The following is a 21,209-nucleotide window of genomic DNA, read 5'->3' on the forward strand; positions in this document are numbered from 1 at the left end:
CCCGCTTCAAGGGGGGCTGTCTGCCCCCCTTGAAAATCCCCCCCCGGATATTTGGAGAACAAAGATGACAGCACGGATCGCGACAGTGGAGGCCGCGGGTCGCCAGCACTACGGTTTGGTGGTCGAGGGCGGTTTCGTGGCCCTGTCGGACGATTTTCCGCACTGGCCGACGCTGAAGGCCGTGATCGAAGCGGGCGCGCTGGGCGAGCTGGTTGCGGCGGGCACGGGACGGGCGGTGACGCATCGAGAGGGCGATTTCACCTATGCGATCCCGGTGCCCGATCCCGGGAAGATCCTGTGCGTGGGGGTGAATTTTCCCGACCGCAACGCCGAGTACAAGGACGGCTCGGCGCAGCCGAAATACATGTCGCTGTTCCCCCGCTTCGCCTCGAGCTTCACGGGGCACGGCCAGCCGCTGGTGCGCCCGCCCGAGAACCATACGCTGGATTACGAGGGCGAAGTCGTGGTGGTGATCGGGAGGGGCGGACGGCGGATCGCGGCGGAGGATGCCTATGACCATATCGCCGCGCTGACGCTGTGCAACGAGGGTACGATCCGCGACTGGGTGCGGCATGCGAAGTTCAACGTCACGCAGGGCAAGAACTGGGACAGATCAGGCGCGATCGGCCCGTGGCTGGTGCCGTTCGAGGATTCCGCGCAGCTGGACGAGGCGCGGATCGTCACACGGGTGAATGGCGAGGTGCGGCAGGACGATGTGCTGAGCCGGATGATGTTCCCCGTTCGCGAGGAGATCGCCTATATCTCGACCTTCACCACGCTCGAGCCCGGCGACATGATCGTCACCGGCACCCCCACCGGCGCGGGCGCGCGGTTCGATCCGCCGAAATACCTGAAGCCCGGCGACGTGGTCGAGGTCGAGGTGGCGGGCATCGGGGTGTTGTCGAACGGGGTGGTGGACGAATGACGCCGGACGAGCACAAGGCCGCCGGGCGCGCGCTGTTCGAGGCCGAGCGCGACGGGCGCCAGATCGGGCTGCTGTCGCTGGCCCATCCCGGGATGAGCCTGGACGATGCCTATGCCGTGCAGGCCGCTCTGGTGGCGCACCGGAAGGAAGCCGGGCGGCGGGTGATCGGCTGGAAGATCGGCCTGACCAGCCGGGCCATGCAGGACGCGCTGAAGATCGACACGCCGGATTCGGGCGTGCTGTTCGACGACATGCTGTTCGAGGACGGCGCCGAGATCCCGGCGGGGCGGTTCATCCAGCCGCGCATCGAGGCCGAGATCGCGTTTCTGATGAAGGCGCCCGTGTCGGGCGGCGATGTCACGCGCGAGGCGGTTCTGGATGCCACCGAGGCGGTCGCGCCGTCGCTCGAGATCCTCGATACCCGTATCCTGCGCGCCGATCCGGCCACCGGCAAGGCGCGCGTCATCACCGATACGATCAGCGACAACGCCGCCAATGCGGGCATCGTGCTGGGCCGTCAGCGTCACGATCCGCGTGCGGTCGACCTGCGCTGGGCGGGGGCCATCGTGAAGCGCGACGGGGTGGTCGAGGAAACCGGCCTCGGCGCGGGGGTGCTCGACGATCCGGTCACCGGCATCGTCTGGCTGGTGCGGCGGCTGGCGCAGTATGGTCAGGGGCTGGCGGCGGGCGAGGTGGTGCTGTCGGGCTCTTTCGTGCGCCCGGTCGAGGCGCCGCCGGGCAGCCGCTTCGATGCCGATTTCGGAGGCTTCGGGGCGGTTTCCGTGAGCTTTGCCAAAGCCTGAACACGCACAGGCGGTTGAGCGCTTCCCTGCGTCCCGTTCCTGGTGTAGCGTCCGGCGCATTGATCGAAGGCGCGTTGGACATGAGCGAGAACCATCATTTTCTGGTTCAGCAGGTCGGGCAGGGGGACAAGCAGGCCCTGGCCGCGCTCTATCGTGCCTATGAGCGCCCGGTCTACCGATTCATCGTCTCGCGTTTGAACGATCCGCACGAAGCGGCCGACATACTCCACGAAGTCTTCATGGACATATGGCGGGTGGCCGCCAGCTTCGAGGGGAGAAGCCAAGTGCGTACCTGGATCTTTGGAATCGCCTATCGCAAGGTGATCGACGCGCATCGCAAGCGCGCGCGGGTGACGGTGACCGACGAGGTGCCGGAAACCGGCGACGTGGCCGAGGCCGCCGATGCGGGTTTCGCCGCGAAGCAGGAGGCCGAGCACCTGCGCTACTGCATGGGCACGCTGTCCGACGAACATCGCAGCGCGGTGTCGCTGGCCTTCTACGAGGACATGACCTGCGCCGAGATCGCGCAGATCGCCGGAGTGCCCGAGGGCACGATCAAGTCGCGCCTGCATCACGCGAAGAAGCTGCTGCTTCATTGCCTGTCGGGTCGCATCCGGGGGAGGGCGCTGGCATGACCCGCTCCCGTGACGAGATCGAACTGGACCTGCCGTTTCTGGTCAACGGCACGCTCGACGCCGAAGCGCGCGCCGAGATCGAGGCCGCGCTGGCCGAGGATCCGCACCTGGCGGCCGAGCACGAGGCGCTGGCGGCCATCCGCAGCGGCATGCAGGCTGAGGACACGAAGACGCCCGGTGAATTCGGGCTGGCGCGGCTGATGCGCGACGTTGACCGGCAAACCGCGCGCGCGGCGGATCACCGGGCCGATGCCGGGGGGGCGCGTCGCGGCGTGGCCCCATTCCGGTCGCGCACGACGCTGTGGCAGGCCGTGGCCGCCGTGGCGGTGCTGGGCATCGTCGCCCAGAGCTATTTCCTGCGCCCGGCCACCAATCTGGAGGTCAACGTGGCGCCGGCGGGGTATGTGCTGGCGGGCAGCGAAGAGCGGGGCGCGCTTTTGGTGGGTTTCGCCGCCGGCGCGACCGAGGCCGCGATCCGCGGCCTTCTGCTGGATGCCGAACTTGAAATCGTTGCCGGTCCTTCGGCGCTCGGGCTGTACCGGCTCGATGTGCTCGACGGGGCGGATGTGGAAACCGCGACCGGACTGCTCCGGTCGGCCGAGGGAATCGTCGAGAGCGTGGAGAATGTCCGGAACTAATCGCATCAGCCCCGTCAGCCGTCTTGTCGTCGTTCTCGCCGCTCTGCTGCTGTCGGCGCCGTATGCCCTTGCGCAGACCGGGGGCGGCGAGGGGCCGGGCGAAGAGACGCCGCATGAATACCACGATTACGGGATCGGCCACGCGCCGCCGCGCGCCGAGGGGCGCAGCCGTCCGGTGCGGATTCTGACCACTCCCAACGGGCAACCCGAATGGATCGTCATCGGGCCGCAGGGTGATGCCGACGCCGTGCGCGCGGCCATCGAAAGCGTGCGCGGAGAGGTGCTGCGGGTGCGCCAGCTGGGCAGCCTGGGCCAGACCAGCACCGTGGCGATCCTGCCCACGCAATTGTCCCGCGCGCAGATCGGCGAGGCGCTGTTGCGCATGGCGCCGTCCTCGGTACTGGCCGCGCAGCACGCCTATTACTTCGCCCAAAGCGCCGGCAGCCCCCGGATCTATGCGCCCGACCTGATCGGCGATGCCGGGCCGGGCCGGTGCCGGGTTTCGTCCTCGGTGCGGATCGGCATGATCGACGGGCCGGTGAATACCGACCATCCGGCCCTGCGCGGAGCGGACGTGAGATACGAGTCGCTGTTGCCGATCGGGGCGGTGCCGTCGCAGGACCACGGGACGGCGGTGGCCGCGCTTCTGGTGGGTCAGGACAGCACCGGGGCGCTGGCGGGCTTCGCGCAAGGAGCGCAGCTGCACGCGATCTCTGTCTTCGACACCCGCGACGAAACCGACATGGCCAGCGTCGAGCGGATCACGCAGGCCATCGACCGGCTGGTCGGCAATGGCGTGCGGCTGATCAACCTGTCGCTGGCCGGCCCCCCGAACGAGGCGCTGGGTGCGGCCATCCGGGCCGCCGCAAGCCGGGGCGCGGTGCTGATCGCCGCCTCGGGGAACGAACGTCGCCCGGTCGTCGCCTGGCCCGCCGCCGCGCCCGAGGTCATTGCCGTGACCGCCATCGACGCGGCGCTGCGGCGCTTCCGGATGGCCAATACCGGCCCCGAGCTGGAATTCGCGGCGCCCGGCGTCGATATCTACGCCGCGCGCGGGACGGGCGGCGGCTATGTCAGCGGCACCTCGTTCGCAGCCCCGATCGTCACCGCGCTTGCCGCGCGCGAGATGGCGGCGGGCCGGGGCTCGGTCGCGGCGATCCGCGCGGCGTTGCGCTCGGACGTGCGTCCGCTGGGCGCGGGCGGGCGCAACCCGGATTTCGGCTTCGGGCTGGCCCGCGGCGGCTGCTGAGCGCCTGACATCGCACAAGACCCGAACGGGCCGCCGGATTGATCCCCGGCGGCCTGCTTCGTGTTTGCCCCACGTTAGCCAGCCGCCCCAGCTTTGCGATCCCTGTCGCGCAAGCGTCACGCGGCGCGATTATCTTTGAACCGGGTTCTCACCTCGAGCGACCCATGGATGCGATGCCGTGATCCCGGCGCTGCAGAACCGCTGCCCCTGTCGGCCCGCCTCTCCGCTTTCTGCCCGGATCATGCCTCGCCTTCTGTCCCATACCTGCCCCGGAGCGTGCTCCGGGGCTTTTTTTTCTGCGCCAGCGCCTCGCGACCCCCGGCGGCTGTTCCCTGGGGAACGGAAAAAAATCGCGGCTCGGGCGAAATTCTTTGAACGCTGCGCCGGGGTCGGCCGACCTATGGGCATCGAAGCGGGTTCGCCGCGAAAGTTGTTAAGATCCAAACCCTTCCCTGCACCGGGTTCCCCGGTTTTCATGACCAAATCCTGTTCTATCCCTTTTCGATCAAGTCGGCGCCCCGGGTTCTCCCGGGGCGCTTTTTTACGTCGCTGCAAGGTTGCGCGCTGTCCGATACTATTTTCGCGACGCGAACCATCGTCGCGCCAATCGTCCCGAAACCGGACCGCAGACCCGTAGCCGGGCAGGGGCGGGGAACTTCGGTGTCGCAAAGGGCATGTGCTGCGGAACAGCGTTCCGGGCGGGCGCCCCGCAGCGCCTTGCGTGAACAGTTGTACGGCCCCTGCCGATACACTAGCGTCGCGCCGGACCCGATCACATCAGACAGGGAGGTCGTGATGGCCCAAGACTACGGTTTCGACACGCTGCAGATCCATGCGGGCGCGCGCCCCGATCCGGCGACCGGCGCGCGGCAGGTGCCGATCTACCAGACCACCGCCTATGTTTTCCGCGATGCCGATCATGCGGCGGCGCTCTTCAACCTGCAGGAAGTGGGCTACATCTATTCGCGCCTGACCAACCCGACCGTCGCGGCCCTGGCCGAGCGGCTGGCGGCGCTGGAAGGGGGCGCTGGCGCGGTCTGCACCTCGTCGGGCCACGCGGCGCAGATCATGGCGCTGTATCCGCTGATGGCGCCGGGCAAGAACATCGTCGCCTCGACCCGTCTCTATGGCGGCACCATCACCCAGTTCACGCAGGTCTTCAAGCGCTTCGGCTGGGAATGCACCTTTGTCGATACCGATGATCTGGCCGCGGTCGAGGCCGCCATCGACGACAACACCCGCGCGGTGTTCTGCGAAACCATCGCCAATCCGGGCGGCTATGTCAGCGACATTCCGGCGCTGGCCAAGATCGCCGACAAGCACGGCCTGCCGCTGATTGTCGACAACACCACCGCCACGCCATATCTGGCGAAACCCATCGAGATGGGCGCGACGCTGGTCGTGCATTCGCTGACCAAGTACCTGACCGGCAACGGCACCGTGACCGGCGGCGCGATCATCGATTCGGGCAAGTTCGACTGGTCGGCCTCGGACAAGTTCCCGTCGCTGTCGCAGCCCGAGCCCGCCTATCACGGCCTGAAGTTCCACGAGACCTTCGGCGCGCTGGCTTTCACCTTCTTCAGCATCGCCATCGGTCTGCGCGATCTGGGCATGACGCTGAACCCCCAGGCCGCGCATTACACGCTGATGGGCATCGAAACGCTCAGCCTGCGCATGGACAAGCACGTCGCCAATGCCGCGAAAGTGGCCGCGTGGCTGGAAAAGCACCCGGCGGTCGAAGGCGTCACCTATGCCGGTCTCGACAGCTCGCCCTACAAGGATCGCGCCGCCAAGATCGTGCCCAAGGGCGCCGGAGCGCTGTTCACCGTCACGCTGAAAGGCGGGTATGACGCCTGCGTCAAGCTGGTGGATTCGCTGGAATTGTTCAGCCATGTGGCCAATCTGGGCGATACCCGCAGCCTGATCATCCACTCGGCCAGCACCACGCACCGCCAGCTCACGCCCGAGCAGCAGAAAGCGGCTGGCGCGGCGCCGAACCTCGTGCGGCTGTCGATCGGCACCGAGAATGCCGACGACATCATCGCGGATCTGGACCAGGCGCTGGCGAAAGCCTCGGCCTGAGGCGGTTTTTCGCGAAGGCGTTCAAAGAATTGTGGCCCGGCAGCATCACTGCCGGGCTTTTTGTTTCCTTCGGCGGATTCCTGCTATACGCATTGAAACACACAAGCCGGTGACTCGGCTCTTTCAGGTTGGCTGTGATAAACGCGCGGTATGAAACCAAATTTTGCTCTGAAGCTGTCGAACGAAGGTGTCGAACTGCTCCACCGCACCGCTGGCGGTTGGGCGCGGGTCGGATCGGTCGACTTTGACAACGACAACATCGCCGAAGCCTGTGCAGGTTTGGTTAAGGAAGCGGAAGCGCTCGAACCCGGCGGGTTGCGCACCAAGCTTGTGCTGCCCGACAGCGAGGTCCGCTATACCAGCGTCGTCGCCCCCGGTCCGACGGACGAGGCGCGGCGCTATCAGATCGAAGCCGAGATCGAGCGTCTGACGCCCTACCGGATCGACGAACTGGCCTATGACTGGTCGGTCGAGGACGATTACGCCCTTGTGGTGATCGCCGCGCGCGAAACGCTGATCGAGGCCGAATCCTTTGCCGATGGCTACGGATTCAACCCGGTTTCCTTCGTGGCCAAGCCGGGAGCGGGCGAGTTTTCGGGCGAGCCCTTCTTCGGCGAAACCATGGTGGCGCCCCGCTTCATGGCGCAGGGCGATCACGTCCAGCCCGATGCCGAGCCGATCCGCGAGATCACCGCGCGCGCAACCCCCGCCAAAGCGCCCGCCGCACCAGCGGGCACCGAGGCACCCAAGGACGCCCCGGTGGCGTCTGCGAAAGCCGAGGCAAAGCCCGCGCAAGACGAAAAGCCCCAGCCGCGCCCCGCGCCCAAGGCCGACCCGGTCGTCCCCACCGCCGCGCCGCAGATCGCCAGCCCGCGCCCGGCGCCGTCTTCTCCTGCCGCCCCGGCGCCCGCGACACCGAAGCCTGTCACTGCACCGCCTGCGCGCGCCAAGGTCGATATCCCGCCGCGCGCCGCGTCCTCTGCCGCCGCAACGGGGGCCGATGCCGGGGACGACATGGGCTTGGCGCGTCCCCGCACGCCGCCGCTCTCGCCGGCGCTGTCCGATGACGGGGGCAAGCGCGGCGTGGGCAGCCTTGTCCGCCGCATGAGCAGCCGCCTGCGCCGCGACCAGAGCACGGCCGAGGCAACCCCGCCGGCCAAGCCCGCGCTTCCCGCCGATTTTGCGACCAAACGCGCCGTGCCGCCCGTGCGCCCCGCCGTGGCCGGTGAGGCGCCCGAGATCCCGACCGCGTCCGAGATCAAGGCCGATGCGGGGACCCCCGCGACCGACAAGAACGCGGCGATGGGTGCTGCCAAGGGCGCCCCGAAAGCTGCCGACGCGCCGTCGACCCCTGCCGACACCGGCGCCGACTCCGTGGCGTTCTCGTCGCGCCGCCGCCCGGCGCCGGTCGTGGCCGCCAGCAATGCCGCGCCCCCGGATCCGAAGACCGGCCCCGGCGGCCGGCTGGCTGTGACGCGCAACGCAAGCGCGCCCGCTGCCCTGCCCGGAATGGCCGGGGCGCAGGGCCTCTTGGCGCGGGCGCGCGGGATCTTCGCCGGGGCGGGGACCACGGCGCAATCCGCCCGCCCGAAGCAGGACCAGAGCCACGAAAAGGCAGCCGAAAAACCCGTCGCTGCGCCGCCCGCGACCGGCGCGGCCTCGGCCGCCGCCGCCACGAGCGGCGCCACCTCGTCCTCGACGCCCGCCGCGCAACCTGCATCCGCCGCGCTTTCGTCCAAACCGGCGGCGCGTCCGGCGCCCGGCATAGCCGCTGCGCCGGTCTCGTCCGAGCGCCCTGCACGCCGCGAAGCCCCTTTGCAAACCACGGTCCCGGCCTCGCGCCCGCCCGTGAACGAGCAGGACAAGGCGCGCGAAGCCGAAGCGATGACCATTTTCGGCGCCCGGGGGGCGCAGAAGAATGCCGGCAATTTCGCTCAACGCGGCCTGATGGCGGCGGGCGGCGCCCTGCTTCTGCTGATCGCCGTCGCGGTCTGGTTCATCTATTTCAACAGCCCCGACGGCACGCAGATCGCCGGTAGCCGCGACGAGACCCCGGCGCTGGCCGAGAGCACGGCAATGGCGGAAGGCGACGGCGCGGGGGGTATCGAGGCGCCCGAAACGCTGGCCACCGCCGAGCCGGATGTCGCCGCGCCCGAGGCGTTGGACACGCCCGAGGACCCGGTCACCGGGGCCGATGCGCTGGCCGATGCAGGCGAGGGCGAGGCGCTTTCGCCCGAAGAGCAGGTCGACGCGCTTGTCGCCGACGCGCTGACCGAGGCGCCCGAGGCTGACAGCCCCGCCGAGACCGCGCTTGCCGAGGCCACGCCCGTCGATCAGGCGGGCGATCCGTCCGAGCCGCAGCAGCCGTCGCCCGATACGGACACCGCGGCGGCAGCCGGGACCGAGACAACGACCGAGACTGCGAGCGAGGGCGCGCAATCCCCGGTCGCCATCGCCAGCGATTCGCCCCAGCTGGACAGCGAAACCGCGACCGTTCAGCGCTTGTCGCTGCCCTCGGGCATGGCCGTCCCGCCGGTCGAGGAAGTCGCCTTCACCCCGCCGCCGCCGCCGCCGCCCTTCGGCACCGAGTTCGTCTTCGACGATCGCGGTCTGGTCGTGGCGACGCCCGAAGGCGCGCTGACGCCGTCGGGGGTCACGGTCTTCGCCGGGCGTCCCGACGTGGTTCCCGCGCCGCGCGCGGGCACCGTCCTGCCCGCCGCGCCCGAGGCGGACGCCGAAGCCGCGCCCGACGCTCAGCCGGAAGCGCCCGCCGACGAGGCCACCGACGACACCACCGCGCCGGAAACCGTGGCCGAGATCGCGCCCTTGCCGACCGACGAACCCGTCGCCGCCGCGATCGAAAGCGCCATCGCCGAGGCGGTGGGCGAAGAGGTGCCCGCCCCGGAAGGGACGGCAGAGACGCCCGCCGAGCCCGAGGTCGTCTATGACGATACGCCTCGCGCCGATCCCGAACTGGCCGATGCCCGCCCGCAGCCGCGCCCTGAAGCCGTCCGCCTGATCGGTGAACAGCTCGAGGCCGAGCGCGCGCAGGAAGAGGCGCCCGGCGATCAGACCAGCCTGGCCCCGGAAGACGGGGCGCAGACGGGCGCGGCATCGCTCGTTCCCGCCGCGGCCACCGCCGTCGCAGGCGAGGACAGCGCGGCAACCCGGGCCAGCGACGGCGCGGCCACGACCGAGCTTGCGGCGCTGGAAGCGCCCTCGCCGGGGCCGGGGGCGCTGTCGCTCGACGCCCTGCGCCCGCAGCGCCGGCCCAGCGACCTGGTGCCCGAAGCCGCGCCTGTGCCGGAACTGGACCTGTCCGGCGCCACGCCCGAGGCTGTCGCGGAATCGCCGATGCCCGGCGCGCGTCCCAGCGATGTCGAGGAACGCGGTCGCGAAGTGCTTGCCGCCGCTGCCGCGGCCGCGGCTGCGGCCCCCGCGCCGGCCGCCGCCGCGCCTGCCAACGTGGCGGGCAGCAACGATCCGGTGATCCCCAGCGCGGCCTCGGTCGCGCGGCAGGCCACCGAGGAAGACGCGATCCGGCTGAACCGCATCAACCTGATCGCCGTCTTCGGCAGCCCCAACAATCGTCGCGCGCTGGTGCGGATGTCGAATGGCCGCGTCGTGCGCGTCGGCGTGGGCGACCGGCTCGATGGCGGGCAGGTTGCGGCCATCGGCGAGAGCGAGCTGCGCTATGTCCGCAGCGGGCGCAACGAAGTGCTGGAAATCGGCGGCTGACGGCAACCGCGTGACGCGACACAGAAAACCCCGGATCGCACCATAGCGATCCGGGGTTTTTCTTTGCTTGCCTTTGGAGCGCGGCCGCCCGGGGTCCGATCAGAGTTCGATCACCTGAACCTGCTGCCCCTTCGCCGCCAGCGCCAGGTCGCCCGCGCACAGCCGCAGCGCATCGGCGCCGAACAGCTCGGCCCGCCAGCCCTTCAGGCAATCCACGTCGCGCCGGCCCGCCGCGATGGCGTCCAGATCCGAGGTCGGCGCGATCAGCCGTTGCGCCACGCCCGCGCTGTCGGCCTTGGCCTTCAGCAGCACCCGCAACAGATCGGCCAGCGCCGGGTTGACCTGCAAGGGCGGCCCTTCATCGGCGGTGGCGGGCCAGTCCTTGGGCCCCAGCCGCTGCGCCTGCTGCACGGCTTCCAGGATGCCCTCGGCGATCTCGCCGCGCCGGGCTTCGCGCAACAACAGCCGCGAACGGCCCAGCGCCTCGATCGTCTCGGGCTTGGTCGAGGCCAGTTCCAGCAGCGCGTCGTCCTTGAACACGCGCGAGCGCGGCACATTGCGGGTCTGCGCGTAATCCTCGCGGAAGCGGGCCAGTTCGCGCACCATGGCCATGAACTTGCCCGACTGCCCCCGCGTGCGCACGCGCTTCCACGCATCTTCGGGGCGCGAGATATAGGTCTCGGGCGAGGTCAGCACCGCCAGTTCCTCGGCTACCCAGGCCGCGCGGCCGTTCTTGTCGATGGCGGCTTTCAGGTGTTCGTAGATCTGGCGCAGATGCGTCACGTCGTCGAGCGCATAACGCTGCTGGGCTTCGGTGAGCGGTCGCTGCGACCAGTCGGTGAAGCGCGAAGTCTTGTCCAGAGGCGCGCGGGCGATCTTCTTGACCAGCGTCTCGTAACCCACCTGTTCGCCGAAACCGCAGACCATGGCGGCGATCTGGGTGTCGAACAGGGGCTCGGGGATCACGCCGCCATCGATGAAGAAGATTTCCAGATCCTGCCGCGCGGCGTGGAAGACCTTCACCACGTCCTTGTTGCGCATCAGCTCCAGAAGCGGGTCCAGCGACAGGCCCTCGGCCAGCGGGTCGATCAGATAGGCGCGCTCGGGACCCTTGCCGGGCAGGGCCATCTGCACAAGACAAAGCTTGGCGTAATAGGTGCGTTCTCGAAGGAATTCGGTGTCGAGCGTCACGAAGGGCTCGTTGGCGGCCTCGGCGCAAACGTCGGCCAGGGCATCGGTCGTGGTGATTATGTTCATTCCGCCTCGCCTGGCGGGGTCATCCCGCTGGTCTTCCGGTTCTACGGGGCACCGGCGGGAATGGAAAGCGCTCAGCACCGGCGGGGCGGGGCTAGTCACGCATGTGCAACACCGCCTCGCCCCGCACCGGCCCGGCGTCGTCCGTGCCCGCAATCAGGAACTGCAGCCGCTCGCCATCGCGCGTCAGCGTCACGCCCGCCCCGTCTTCGTCGCTGAACCGCAACTGTCCGGCGCTGGCCGTTCCGGTCAGCTCGGTCGGGCGTGTGTCGGGCAGGGGGCGGCGGTCGGTGGCGATCAGCGTGCCATCCGCGCGTTCCGTCAGCGTGTAATTCACGCTTTGCGATCCCTGCGCGGTCACGCAGCGACCGACGAACTGCGCCTCGCGCGGGTCCAGCGGGACGATGCGCAGACGGCACCGAAAGGTCTGCGCCGGTTCGCCCGCGCGCGTGAGCGTGCCGTCGCCGTCCCAGTTGCCCGCGAAATCGGGCAGAACCTGCGCCTGCGCCTGCGCAGCAAGGCAGAGAAGGGCAAGAAAGGCAGCGGCGGATCGGGTCATTTCAGGCTCCATCGGATCAGGCCGGGCAGAAGGAACAGGTCGGCCAGCAGCGCCAGCCCCACGGCCAGCGCGATCAGCCCGCCGAAAATCGACAGGCCCGGCAGGCTGGAGGCCAGCGTCACCACCAGCCCGGCGAGCAGAATCAGCGTCGTCGCCGCCATCGGCGGCCCGGCTTCGTGCACGGCCTGCGTCACGCGCCCGGCGGTGTCGCCCCGCGCCAGCCGGAAGCGGTTGAGGAAATGCAGTGTGTCGTCGATGGCGATCCCGAACGCGACGGTCAGCGCGATCATGTTCATGATCGTGACCTCGCGACCCAGAAGGACCAGCCACGCCTCGACCCCCATGATCGGGATCAGGTTCGCCACCAGCCCCGCCAGCGCCAGCCGGATCGAGCGATAGACCAGCGCGACCAGCAGGGTGATCGACAGGATCGTTGCGTAAAGCCCGAAGCGCAGGCTCTCGACGATGCGGGGGCCTTCGACCAGCAGCGCATAGCCGGGACCGACGACGTGGGTCTCGGCTGCCAGTCCGGCCCCGGCGAGCCGGGTTTCCAGCGCCGACAGGGCCTCGTCGGCGCGGATGTCGCGGGCGGCGATGGGCATCTGGACAGGCAGGGCATGGGCGCTGCCGTCCTGCGCGGACATCCGTTCCAGCATCCGCGCGCCGGCTTCGCCTTCGGTAAAGGCTGCGGCGTCGGGGCCGTAGATCGCGTTCGCCGCTCGGCGCACCCGGTCGAGCGGCGCGTCGGGATCGGCCTCGACCACGACCAGCATCCGGTCCGAACCCAGCCCGCTATCGTCCATCATCGCCAGCGCCTCGGTCACCGGGGCGCCCTGCGGCAGGTAATCGGCATAGCGGAACCCCACTTCCGAGCGGCTCTGCAACGCCCAGACCCCGCCCAGAAGCCCGAGAGCAAGCACCGCCACGAGACGCCCGTGCCGCGACAGGGCCAGCGCGGGCGGCACGATGCGCGAAAAGAGGCCCGGCGCCCGCGTGCCCGCGCGCGGCACGCCCAGCGCCCACATCAGCACCGGCGTCATCGCCAGAACGGCGATCAGGCACAGCACCATTCCCACCGCCCCGGCCCAGGCCATCGCGTTGAGCGAGGGCGAGTCGGGCAAGGCCAGCGAGGCAAAGGCAATGAGCGTCGTCAGCGAGGTGAACGCAGCCGCCGGGGCGGTCTGCGCCAGCGCCCGCGCCAGCCCTTCGGCGCGGGGCGTATCCGACGACAGCGCCCCGATCGCCGCGTGGTAGACATGGATCGAATCCGAGAAGGCCAGCACGATCAGCACGACCGGCAGCGCCCCCATCAGCGGGTCGATGGCGGTGCCCGTCGCGCCGAGAAAGCCCAGAAACCACACGAGGCCCGCGATGGGCGGCAGCGAGATCACCGCCACCGCCCGCACCGACCGGAACAGCACCGCCGAAACCAGCAGGCAGATCACCACGGCGGCAGGCACAAGGACGCGAAGATCGTGGATCAGCTCGACCGCGATGGCACGCTGGACTTCCAGCAGGCCCACGGGCGTGACGTCGAGCTCCGGCACGCTGCCGGCGGCGGCCATGACGCGCGCGGCAAAACCGTCGCCCGCCGCGCCCCGCTCGGCCGCGACCGAGATCAGCGTGGCGTCGAGGCTTTCGGACAGGATCTGCGCCGCAAGCGGGCTTTCCGCGCGCATCAATTGCAGCCGTGCTGCGGGGGACAGTCCGGCCAGTTCCGGCCCGCTCAGCCACGCGCCGGTGCGCCCCGGTGCGGGCAGTCCGGGCAGCGAGATCACCTGCGCCACGCCATCGACGAATTGCAGCTCCAGCACAAGGTTTTCCAGCGCCGTGAGCGCCGCGTCGCTGGCGAAACTCGGCGCGCGGACGAGCAGCACCTCTTCGGCGCGGAACGGGGCGAAACGTTCGGAATAGCGGGTCATCGCCTGCGCGCCCTGCGTCTGGCTGCCGATCAGCCCGGACAGGTCCACCGCGACGCGGATCTGCGTGGTTTGCCAGAGCGCCAGAAGGGTGATCAGCACCAGCGCAAGGGCCGGGATCAGCGGGCGCGCGAGCAGCCGCGCGAACACGCGCGTCAGGCCCTGTTCATGCTCTGCTGCCCGTGCCGTCGCCATGCGCGCAAGGTATCACGCGGCGGACCCCCGGCAAGGGCGGGCACCGGCGTGCCGCGTCACCCGTCCTGCGCCTCGTCCCTGACGCGTTGCGCGCCGGTCAGGCCCAGCGGCAGGCTGTCGATATAGGTGTTTGGCGCGCGGCCGTCATAGGGGATGCCGTCAAACAGCGTGACCGGCGGGCGGAAGCCGTCCGAGTCGAGCGGGAAGTCCTCGGGCCGGGCGAGCCCGTCGCGGATCAGGCTGCGGGCGGCGTCGCTGTAGATGTCGGGCCGATAGACCGACGCGGCGATGTCGGCATACCACTGATCGGTCTGGGCCTGCGGGATCTGCCCCCAGCGGCGCATCTGCGTCAGGTACCAGATCGCGTCCGAATAAAACGGATAGGTCGCGTAGCCGCGAAAGAAGACGTTGAAATCGGGCACGGCGCGCATGTCGCCCGGCTCATACTCGAACGTCCCGGTCATCGAGGCCGCGATCACCTCCGTTTCCGCGCCCACATAGTCCGACCGGCTCAGGATCTCGGCCGCCGCGCGCCGGTTGGCGTTGTCATCCGCATCGAGCCACATCGCCGCGCGGATCAGCGCACGCAGGATCGCGCGGGTGGTGTTGGGATAGGCCTCGGCGAAATCGGCGCGCAGGCCGAAGACCTTTTCGGGATTGTCGGCCCAGATCTGGTAATCGGTGATCACCGCCACGCCGATCCCGCGTTGCACGGCGGCCTGGTTCCAGGGCTCGCCCACGCAATAGCCAGAGATCGTCCCCGCTTCGAGCGCGGCGGTCATCTGCGGCGGGGGCGTCACCGACAGGAAGACATCGGCGCCGATCTGGCCCGAGGCATCGTGCGGCGCGTAGAGACCCGGATGCAGCCCGCCCGCGGCCAGCCAGTAGCGCAGCTCGTAATTATGGGTCGAGACGGGGAACACCATTCCCATGTCGAAACGGCGGCCTTCCTCGCGGAACGCCCGCACGACGGGCGCCAGCGCGGCGGCGCTGATGGGATGGGCGGGGCGGCCATCGGGCCTGGACGGGACATGCGGGCGCATCATCTGCCAGACCTCGTTCGAGACGGTGATGCCGTTGCCGTTCAGATCCATCGACAGGGGCGTGACGATATGCGCCTGCGGACCGTAGCCGATGGTCGCGGCCAACGGCTGGCCCGCCAGCATATGCGCTCCCTGCAAGGTGCCCGCGATCACCCCGTCCAGAAGGATGCGCCAGTTGGCCTGCGCTTCCAGCGTGACGCTCAGCCCTTCCTCGGCGAAATAGCCGCGTTCCAGCGCGATGGCGAGCGGCGCCATGTCGGTCAGCTTGATGAAGCCGAAGGTCAGCGCGCGGATTTCCGGTTCCCGGGCATGGCTTGCCAGGGCAGGCGCCGGGGCGCCCACAAGAAGCACCCATCCCAGTAGGAATGACAGGAAGCGGTTCATGGTCACGTCCTTTCCGGTCCCCGCGACGCCGGGGCGGCTGAAAGGATGCGCGCCAAAGACTGAGAAAAGAAAAACAGCCGCCGACAGATCCTGCGGGAGGAGGCAGGCGGTCGCGCGGCTGTGCTCAGATATCCCCGATGGCGGGAAGAGGTCTTTGTTTCCTATGGTTTCGTTTATCCGGCCGATCCGGGACAAGGTACAGGCCAAAGCCGCCGGCGCGGGGCCCGGGATGCGGCGGTGCAGAAAACTGCACGGCATTTGATCGGAAAACCGGTCCCGGCGCGCTGCCCGGTCAAAGAACCGGCTCTCGGCGAACGAATCGCCGCAGCGCCAAGCCGCTTGCATGCGCCGCCTTCCTGGTCCCAAGGTGACGCATGAGCCAACCTGACGATCCCGCCCGCCTGCGCCTGCGCCTTCTGTTCCCGCCCGATGTCATGCTGGGGCCGGGCAAGGCCGATCTGCTGGAGCATATCGCCGAGACCGGGTCGATTTCCGGCGCGGGGCGCGCGATGGGCATGAGCTACAAACGCGCCTGGAGCCTTGTCGAAGAGATGAACGCCGCGTTTCGCGAGCCTCTCGTGCTGAGCGTGCGCGGGGGCGCGTCGGGGGGCGGGGCGTCGCTCAGCGACACGGGCGAGGCGGTGCTGGCGCATTACCGCAAGGTCGTTGCCCTGGCCGCCTCTGCCGCCAAGGACGAGATCGCGGCGATCCGCGCGCTCCTGAGCGATATTCCCGATGAGAAATAACGCTTGCCTCGCCGGCGCATGGCTGCAATATGTTCGACGAAACATATCGCTGTCGAGGTCGCCCATGTCCGTCCGCTTCGCTCTTGCCGCTGCGCTTCTTGTCGCGTCCCCCGTCGGCGCCCAGACAATAACAGTCTTCGCCGCCGCCAGCCTGGCCGATGCGCTGACCGAGGCGGCGGCACGCTACGAAGACGAGACCGGCACCGAGGCCACGCTCGCCTTCGCCGGCTCCTCGGCGCTGGCGCGGCAGATCCAGCAGGGCGCGCCCGCCGATCTGTTCATCTCGGCCAATACCGACTGGATGGACACGCTGGCCGCCGAGGGTCTGATCGCGTCCGAAACCCGCATCGACCTGCTGGGCAATTCGCTGGTGCTGATCGCGCCCGCCCCGGCCGAGCCCATCACCCCGGACGCGCTGGACCTGCCCGCGCTTCTGGGGAACGGGCGGCTGGCCATGGCGCTGCTCGACGCGGTGCCCGCAGGCATCTACGGGCAGGCCGCGCTTGAAAGCCTTGGCCAATGGGAAGCGGTGCAGGGGCAGGTCGCGCAGGGCGACAACGTGCGCGCGGCTCTGGCCTTCGTCGCCACCGGGGCGGCGCCGCTGGGCATCGTCTATGGCACCGATGCCGCCGCCGAGCCGCGCGTTTCGGTGGTGATGACCTTCCCCGAGGGCAGCTATCCCGCGATCCGCTACCCCGCCGCCGTCACTGCCGACGCCGCGCAGCCCGAAGCGGTGGGCGCGTTCCTTGACTGGCTGGCAAGCGCCCCCGCGCAGGCGATCTTCGCCCGTCACGGCTTTTCCCGCCCCGGCGCGTGAATGGAGTGGCTGGGCCCCGAGGAATGGCAAGCCGTCGCCCTGTCGCTGAAAGTGGCGATCTGGGCGACGCTGGTGTCGCTGCCCCTGGGGATCCTTGCCGCGCATGTCCTCTCGCGGCGTGACTTTCCGGGCAAGGCGCTGCTCAACGGGATCATCCACCTGCCGCTGATCCTGCCGCCGGTGGTGACCGGTTACCTGCTGTTGCTGGGGTTCGGCCCGCGTGGTCCCATCGGTGCGCTGCTTGAACCCCTCGGCATCGTTTTCGCCTTCCGCTGGACCGGGGCTGCGCTGGCCGCCGGGATCATGGCCTTTCCGCTGATGGTCCGCGCGATCCGGCTGTCTTTCGACGCGGTCGATCCCAGGCTGGAAGAGGCCGCCTCGACGCTGGGGGCCTCGCGCGTCTGGGTCTTCCTGACCGTGACGCTGCCGCTCATCCTGCCCGGCGTGCTGGCCGGCGCGGTGCTGGCCTTCGCCAAGGCGATGGGCGAATTCGGCGCGACCATCACCTTCGTGTCCAACATCCCCGGTCAGACCCAGACGCTGCCCTCGGCCATCTATACTTTCCTTCAGGTTCCGGGCGGCGAAGCCTCGGCCATGCGGCTGGTTCTGGTGTCCATCGTGATCGCCATGGGCGCGCTTCTGGCCTCTGAAATGCTGGCGCGGCGGGTGCAGAAACGGGTGAGTGGCACATGAGCCTGCAGGTTGCGATCACCCATCGGCAGGGCGCCTTCACGCTCGACGCCGCGTTCGAGGCGCCGCCCGGAATCACCGTGCTGTTCGGATGCTCGGGCAGCGGGAAGACCACGCTGATAAACGCGGTCGCCGGGTTGCAGCGCCCGCAGGCGGGGCGGATCGTGCTGGATGGACAGCCGGTCTTCGACAGCGCGGCCGGTGTTTTCCTGCCGCCCCATCGCCGCAGGCTGGGCTATGTGTTTCAGGAAGGCCGGCTGTTCCCGCATCTGAGCGTGCGTCAGAACCTGACCTATGGTCGCTGGTTCGCGCCGCGTCGCGCGCGGGCTGCCGAGAAGGCCGAGTTCGACCGGATCGTCGACATGCTGGGCATCGGCCCGCTTCTGGAGCGTCGCCCCGCCGCGCTGTCGGGGGGCGAGAAACAGCGCGTGGCCATCGGGCGCGCGCTGCTGGCCCGGCCCGGCCTGATCCTGGCCGATGAGCCGCTCGCCGCGCTGGACGAGGCCCGGAAATCCGAGATCCTGCCCTATTTCGAGCGTCTGCGCGGCGAGGTGCCGATCCTTTATGTCAGCCATTCCGCCGCCGAGGTCGCGCGGCTGGCCACGACCATCGTCGTGCTCGATCAGGGCCGGGTCATCCGGCAGGGACCGGCGGCCGAGGTGCTGGCAGACCCCGCCGTCACGCCCATGGGCGCGCGGGCGGCGGGGGCGCTTCTGGTGGCGACCGTCCTGCGTCATCACGCGGACGGATTGAGCGAGTTGGATCTGGGCGGCGTGCCCCTGTTCCTGCCGCGCGTGGCGCAGGCTCCGGGCAGCCGGTTGCGCCTGCGGATCGCCGCGCATGACGTGATCCTGTCGCGTCGGCGGCCCGAGGGACTGTCCGCGCTCAACATCCTGCCCGCCACGGTGCACGAGGTCCGGCCCGGCGACGGGCCGGGCGCGATCGTCTCGCTCGATACGGCGGCGGGGCGGATGCTGGCGCGGATCACCCGCCGCTCGGCGCAGGCGCTGGACCTGGTGCCGGGTGTCGCCTGCCACGCGATTCTGAAAAGCGTGGCCGTCGCGCCCGAGGATATCGGCACCCCGCAAGAGCGGGCGACCTAGCGGCGCTTGCCCATATTCCCGCTTTGTTCTTCCCTGCGCCGGGCGCAGCCTGTATAGTGGCACCGAAGGCGGGCACCGGAGGGCCAGGCCATGGACGGCGCGGACAGCTTCAGGGATCTTCAGCAGGCGGGCGGCGCCATGCCGCAGCGCAAGATCATCCATGTCGACATGGACGCCTTCTATGCCTCGGTCGAACAGCGCGACGATCCCGATCTGCGCGGCAAGCCCGTCGCCGTGGGCGGTGCCGGTCCGCGCGGCGTGGTGGCGGCGGCCAGCTACGAAGCGCGGCAATTCGGCGTCCGCTCGGCCATGCCCTCGGTCACGGCGCGGCGCAAATGTCCCGAGCTGATCTTCGTGCGCGCCCGCTTCGATGTCTATCGCGCGGTTTCGGCCCAGATCCGCGAGATCTTTGCCGAGCATACCGACCTGATCGAGCCTCTGTCGCTGGACGAAGCCTATCTCGACGTGACCGAGAACAAGCAGGGCATCGGCTCGGCCACGGAACTGGCGCAGGTGATCCGCGCCCGGATCAAGGAGGTGACGGGCCTCAATGCCTCGGCCGGGATCAGCTATTGCAAGTTTCTGGCCAAGATCGCTTCCGACCTGAACAAACCCAATGGGCAGGCCGTCATCCGCCCCAGCCAGGGCGCCGATTTCGTGGCGGCCCTGCCGGTGAAGAAATTCCACGGCGTGGGCCCCGCAACGGCGAACAAGATGGCGCGGCTGGGGATCGAGACGGGCGCCGATCTGCGCGCCAAGCCGCTTGAGTTCCTGACCCGGCATTTCGGCAAGTCGGGCAGCTGGTATTACCGCATTTCGCGCGGCATCGACGAGCGCGAGGTCAAGGCGCATCGCGAGCGGAAATCCGTGGGGTCCGAAGATACCTTCATGGAAGATATCCACGACATCGCCCGCGCGCGCGACGAGATCGCTGCGCTGGGCGCGCGGGTCTGGCGGCATACCTGCGACAAGGATCTGAAGGCCCGCACCGTCGTGCTGAAGGTGAAGTACAACGATTTCCAGCAGATCACCCGCTCGCGCACGCTGCAGGTGCCCTTCGCGTCGCAAGACGACATGCTGTCGCTCGTCAACGCGATGCTCGAGCCGCTTTTTCCCACGCCCAAGGGGATCCGGTTGCTGGGTGTGACCCTGTCGACGCTGAGCCGCGACGCGCCCGAGAGCGATGACGAGGGCGGGCAGCTATCCTTCTGGTGACGCGATGCGCGCAAGCTGCGTGGCCAGCGCCAGGGCAAAGGCCCGGATCGCGGGCGGCGGCGCGGCATCGCCCAGCCGGGTCAGGCCCACGCTGATCCCGGCATCGGGCAGATCGAAGGCCACACGTTTCAGATCCGGGCGCAACCCCGCCAGCGTCTCGTCGGAATAGCTGAGCAGCGCGACCGAGTCGCTGTCGGCGATCATCTGCTCGGCATCGGCGAAGGACCAGATTTCATAGCTCTGCGCCGGGGGCACCGCGCCGAGCCTGCGAAACACCGTCTCGAAATAGCGCCGTACCGGCGTGCCGTGCGGGGCCACGACCCAGCTTTGCCGCGCCAGCGTGTCGATGGTGACGGGCGCGTCATGCACCGGGTGGTCGCGCCGTGCCACCAGGGTGAACCGCTCGTCGTAAAGCGGTTCCTCGATGAAACCCGGAAACGGCGCGGGGCTGCGCAAGAGCCCGACGATCACGTCGATCTCGCGCCGCTTCAGCGCCTCGCAAAGCGCGGTGTAGTTGCCCGGCACGCCGATAAGCCGCAGGTTGGGATGCAGGCGTGTCAGGTCTCCGAAGGCCGCCATCACCTTGGCCTGTCCGGAAAACGGCATCATCCCCACCGCCACGCGCCCGCTCATGCCCCGCGACGCCCGTTCCAGAAGATCGGGCAGGGCGCGCAGGTCGGTCTCGATCCGGTCCCACAGGGCCGCCAGCGCATAGGCGCCGGGCAGGGGGGTCAGCCCTTTCGCATGGCGCCTGAACAGCGGCGCCGAGACAAAGCCGGAAAGATCGCGCAGCGCCTGGCTGACCGCCGGCTGCGTCAACCCCAGATCGCGGGCGGCGGCCTGCGCGCTGCCTTGGCGCACCACCGCCGACAGGGCATCAAGATGCCGCCATCGGACCAGCGCGGGCAGTCGCGGCGCGCCCTCGGACAAGTCGGCGGCGACACGCTCCAGATCGGCGAGGATGCGCTGGCACAGATCGACCACGACATCGCCCTGTGCCGTGGGCTCGCTCCCCGTCCAGCCGCGCTGGAACAGGGCGACGCCCAGCCGCGCCTCGGCCTCGCCCAGCGCGCGGGACACCGAGGACTGGCTCGTCGCCAGCGTTTCGGCCACAAGCGCAAGGCGCCGGTGCTCGGACAGGGCGCGGATCACACGGGCTTCACGGGCGGTCAGGGGAAGGGGCATTCCCGGATATAAGCAAAACGGAATGGCTT

General features: G+C 69.4%; 17 protein-coding genes. 12 read left to right on the top strand and 5 right to left on the bottom strand.

The window, feature by feature from the left end; translation table 11 throughout:
* Positions 1-64: 64 nt before the first annotated feature.
* From C4N9_RS14020 to C4N9_RS14045, 7 genes are all read left to right on the top strand, one after another.
* Positions 65-925, top strand: coding sequence for a fumarylacetoacetate hydrolase family protein (locus C4N9_RS14020; RefSeq protein WP_109533964.1), 861 nt, complete (start codon positions 65-67; stop codon positions 923-925).
* Positions 922-1,728, top strand: a complete 807-nt coding sequence (hpaH, locus tag C4N9_RS14025) for a 2-oxo-hept-4-ene-1,7-dioate hydratase (protein WP_109533965.1) — start codon at positions 922-924, stop codon at positions 1,726-1,728. Before C4N9_RS14020 ends, hpaH begins: the two co-directional genes overlap by 4 nt.
* Before the next feature lie 80 nt (positions 1,729-1,808).
* The gene (locus C4N9_RS14030; RefSeq protein WP_109533966.1) at positions 1,809-2,363 is read left to right on the top strand and encodes an RNA polymerase sigma factor; all 555 of its coding nucleotides are present in this window, start codon (positions 1,809-1,811) and stop codon (positions 2,361-2,363) included.
* Positions 2,360-3,001, top strand: a complete 642-nt coding sequence (locus C4N9_RS21940; protein WP_168192237.1) for a hypothetical protein — start codon at positions 2,360-2,362, stop codon at positions 2,999-3,001. The genes C4N9_RS14030 and C4N9_RS21940 overlap by 4 nt, the downstream gene beginning before the upstream one ends.
* Positions 2,988-4,250, top strand: a complete 1,263-nt coding sequence (locus tag C4N9_RS14035) for a S8 family serine peptidase (protein WP_168192238.1) — start codon at positions 2,988-2,990, stop codon at positions 4,248-4,250. Before C4N9_RS21940 ends, C4N9_RS14035 begins: the two co-directional genes overlap by 14 nt.
* Before the next feature lie 795 nt (positions 4,251-5,045).
* On the top strand, positions 5,046-6,332 hold the full coding sequence (locus tag C4N9_RS14040; RefSeq protein WP_109533968.1) for an O-acetylhomoserine aminocarboxypropyltransferase/cysteine synthase family protein: 1,287 nt from the start codon (positions 5,046-5,048) through the stop codon (positions 6,330-6,332).
* A gap of 150 nt (positions 6,333-6,482) precedes the next feature.
* On the top strand, positions 6,483-10,070 hold the full coding sequence (locus C4N9_RS14045) for a hypothetical protein (RefSeq protein ID WP_109533969.1): 3,588 nt from the start codon (positions 6,483-6,485) through the stop codon (positions 10,068-10,070).
* Between the two features lie 99 nt (positions 10,071-10,169).
* On the opposite strand, the gene rnd is transcribed toward C4N9_RS14045, so the two are convergent.
* From rnd to C4N9_RS14065, 4 genes are all read right to left on the bottom strand, one after another.
* Positions 10,170-11,327 (bottom strand): ribonuclease D, encoded by a 1,158-nt coding sequence (gene rnd / locus C4N9_RS14050; RefSeq protein WP_109533970.1) that lies wholly within the window; start codon positions 11,325-11,327, stop codon positions 10,170-10,172.
* Positions 11,328-11,418: 91 nt separating this feature from the next.
* On the bottom strand, positions 11,419-11,883 hold the full coding sequence (locus C4N9_RS14055; RefSeq protein WP_109533971.1) for a hypothetical protein: 465 nt from the start codon (positions 11,881-11,883) through the stop codon (positions 11,419-11,421).
* Entirely contained in the window at positions 11,880-13,997 is a 2,118-nt protein-coding gene (locus tag C4N9_RS14060) for an efflux RND transporter permease subunit (protein WP_109533972.1), read from the bottom strand. Before C4N9_RS14060 ends, C4N9_RS14055 begins: the two co-directional genes overlap by 4 nt.
* A gap of 56 nt (positions 13,998-14,053) precedes the next feature.
* Positions 14,054-15,424, bottom strand: a complete 1,371-nt coding sequence (locus tag C4N9_RS14065; RefSeq protein WP_109533973.1) for a CmpA/NrtA family ABC transporter substrate-binding protein — start codon at positions 15,422-15,424, stop codon at positions 14,054-14,056.
* 374 nt (positions 15,425-15,798) lie between these two features.
* Between C4N9_RS14065 and C4N9_RS14070 the strand changes: the two genes are divergently transcribed.
* The 5 genes from C4N9_RS14070 (at position 15,799) to dinB (ending at position 19,995) form a co-directional block, all read left to right on the top strand.
* A complete protein-coding gene (locus C4N9_RS14070; RefSeq protein ID WP_210404041.1) occupies positions 15,799-16,170 on the top strand; it encodes a winged helix-turn-helix domain-containing protein in 372 nt (123 codons plus the stop codon).
* Positions 16,171-16,234: 64 nt separating this feature from the next.
* Entirely contained in the window at positions 16,235-16,987 is a 753-nt protein-coding gene (gene modA / locus C4N9_RS14075; protein ID WP_109533974.1) for a molybdate ABC transporter substrate-binding protein, read from the top strand.
* A complete protein-coding gene (gene modB, locus C4N9_RS14080) occupies positions 16,988-17,680 on the top strand; it encodes a molybdate ABC transporter permease subunit (RefSeq protein WP_109533975.1) in 693 nt (230 codons plus the stop codon).
* Positions 17,677-18,780, top strand: a complete 1,104-nt coding sequence (modC, locus tag C4N9_RS14085; RefSeq protein WP_109533976.1) for a molybdenum ABC transporter ATP-binding protein — start codon at positions 17,677-17,679, stop codon at positions 18,778-18,780. Before modB ends, modC begins: the two co-directional genes overlap by 4 nt.
* A gap of 90 nt (positions 18,781-18,870) precedes the next feature.
* Positions 18,871-19,995: a DNA polymerase IV gene (gene dinB, locus C4N9_RS14090; RefSeq protein WP_109533977.1), complete on the top strand. Its 1,125-nt coding sequence runs from the start codon at positions 18,871-18,873 to the stop codon at positions 19,993-19,995.
* Here the strand turns inward: dinB and C4N9_RS14095 are convergent.
* The gene (locus C4N9_RS14095) at positions 19,981-21,180 is read right to left on the bottom strand and encodes a LysR family transcriptional regulator (RefSeq protein ID WP_109533978.1); all 1,200 of its coding nucleotides are present in this window, start codon (positions 21,178-21,180) and stop codon (positions 19,981-19,983) included. The genes dinB and C4N9_RS14095 overlap by 15 nt on opposite strands.
* Between the last annotated feature and the right edge of the window lie 29 nt (positions 21,181-21,209).

The sequence above is a fragment of the Pararhodobacter marinus genome, from assembly GCF_003122215.1.
Taxonomy (GTDB): domain Bacteria; phylum Pseudomonadota; class Alphaproteobacteria; order Rhodobacterales; family Rhodobacteraceae; genus Pararhodobacter; species Pararhodobacter marinus.

Excerpts from the sequence above, each read along its gene's own strand:
- modC (WP_109533976.1), top strand. The coding sequence starts at position 17,677 with ATGAGCCTGCAGGTTGCGATCACCCATCGGCAGGGCGCCTTCACGCTC.
- C4N9_RS21940 (WP_168192237.1), top strand. The coding sequence starts at position 2,360 with ATGACCCGCTCCCGTGACGAGATCGAACTGGACCTGCCGTTTCTGGTC.
- C4N9_RS14020 (WP_109533964.1), top strand. The coding sequence starts at position 65 with ATGACAGCACGGATCGCGACAGTGGAGGCCGCGGGTCGCCAGCACTAC.
- C4N9_RS14060 (WP_109533972.1), bottom strand. The coding sequence starts at position 13,997 with ATGGCGACGGCACGGGCAGCAGAGCATGAACAGGGCCTGACGCGCGTG.
- modB (WP_109533975.1), top strand. The coding sequence starts at position 16,988 with ATGGAGTGGCTGGGCCCCGAGGAATGGCAAGCCGTCGCCCTGTCGCTG.
- C4N9_RS14065 (WP_109533973.1), bottom strand. The coding sequence starts at position 15,424 with ATGAACCGCTTCCTGTCATTCCTACTGGGATGGGTGCTTCTTGTGGGC.
- C4N9_RS14035 (WP_168192238.1), top strand. The coding sequence starts at position 2,988 with ATGTCCGGAACTAATCGCATCAGCCCCGTCAGCCGTCTTGTCGTCGTT.
- C4N9_RS14040 (WP_109533968.1), top strand. The coding sequence starts at position 5,046 with ATGGCCCAAGACTACGGTTTCGACACGCTGCAGATCCATGCGGGCGCG.
- C4N9_RS14095 (WP_109533978.1), bottom strand. The coding sequence starts at position 21,180 with ATGCCCCTTCCCCTGACCGCCCGTGAAGCCCGTGTGATCCGCGCCCTG.
- modA (WP_109533974.1), top strand. The coding sequence starts at position 16,235 with ATGTCCGTCCGCTTCGCTCTTGCCGCTGCGCTTCTTGTCGCGTCCCCC.
- C4N9_RS14055 (WP_109533971.1), bottom strand. The coding sequence starts at position 11,883 with ATGACCCGATCCGCCGCTGCCTTTCTTGCCCTTCTCTGCCTTGCTGCG.
- dinB (WP_109533977.1), top strand. The coding sequence starts at position 18,871 with ATGGACGGCGCGGACAGCTTCAGGGATCTTCAGCAGGCGGGCGGCGCC.
- rnd (WP_109533970.1), bottom strand. The coding sequence starts at position 11,327 with ATGAACATAATCACCACGACCGATGCCCTGGCCGACGTTTGCGCCGAG.
- C4N9_RS14070 (WP_210404041.1), top strand. The coding sequence starts at position 15,799 with ATGAGCCAACCTGACGATCCCGCCCGCCTGCGCCTGCGCCTTCTGTTC.
- hpaH (WP_109533965.1), top strand. The coding sequence starts at position 922 with ATGACGCCGGACGAGCACAAGGCCGCCGGGCGCGCGCTGTTCGAGGCC.
- C4N9_RS14045 (WP_109533969.1), top strand. The coding sequence starts at position 6,483 with ATGAAACCAAATTTTGCTCTGAAGCTGTCGAACGAAGGTGTCGAACTG.
- C4N9_RS14030 (WP_109533966.1), top strand. The coding sequence starts at position 1,809 with ATGAGCGAGAACCATCATTTTCTGGTTCAGCAGGTCGGGCAGGGGGAC.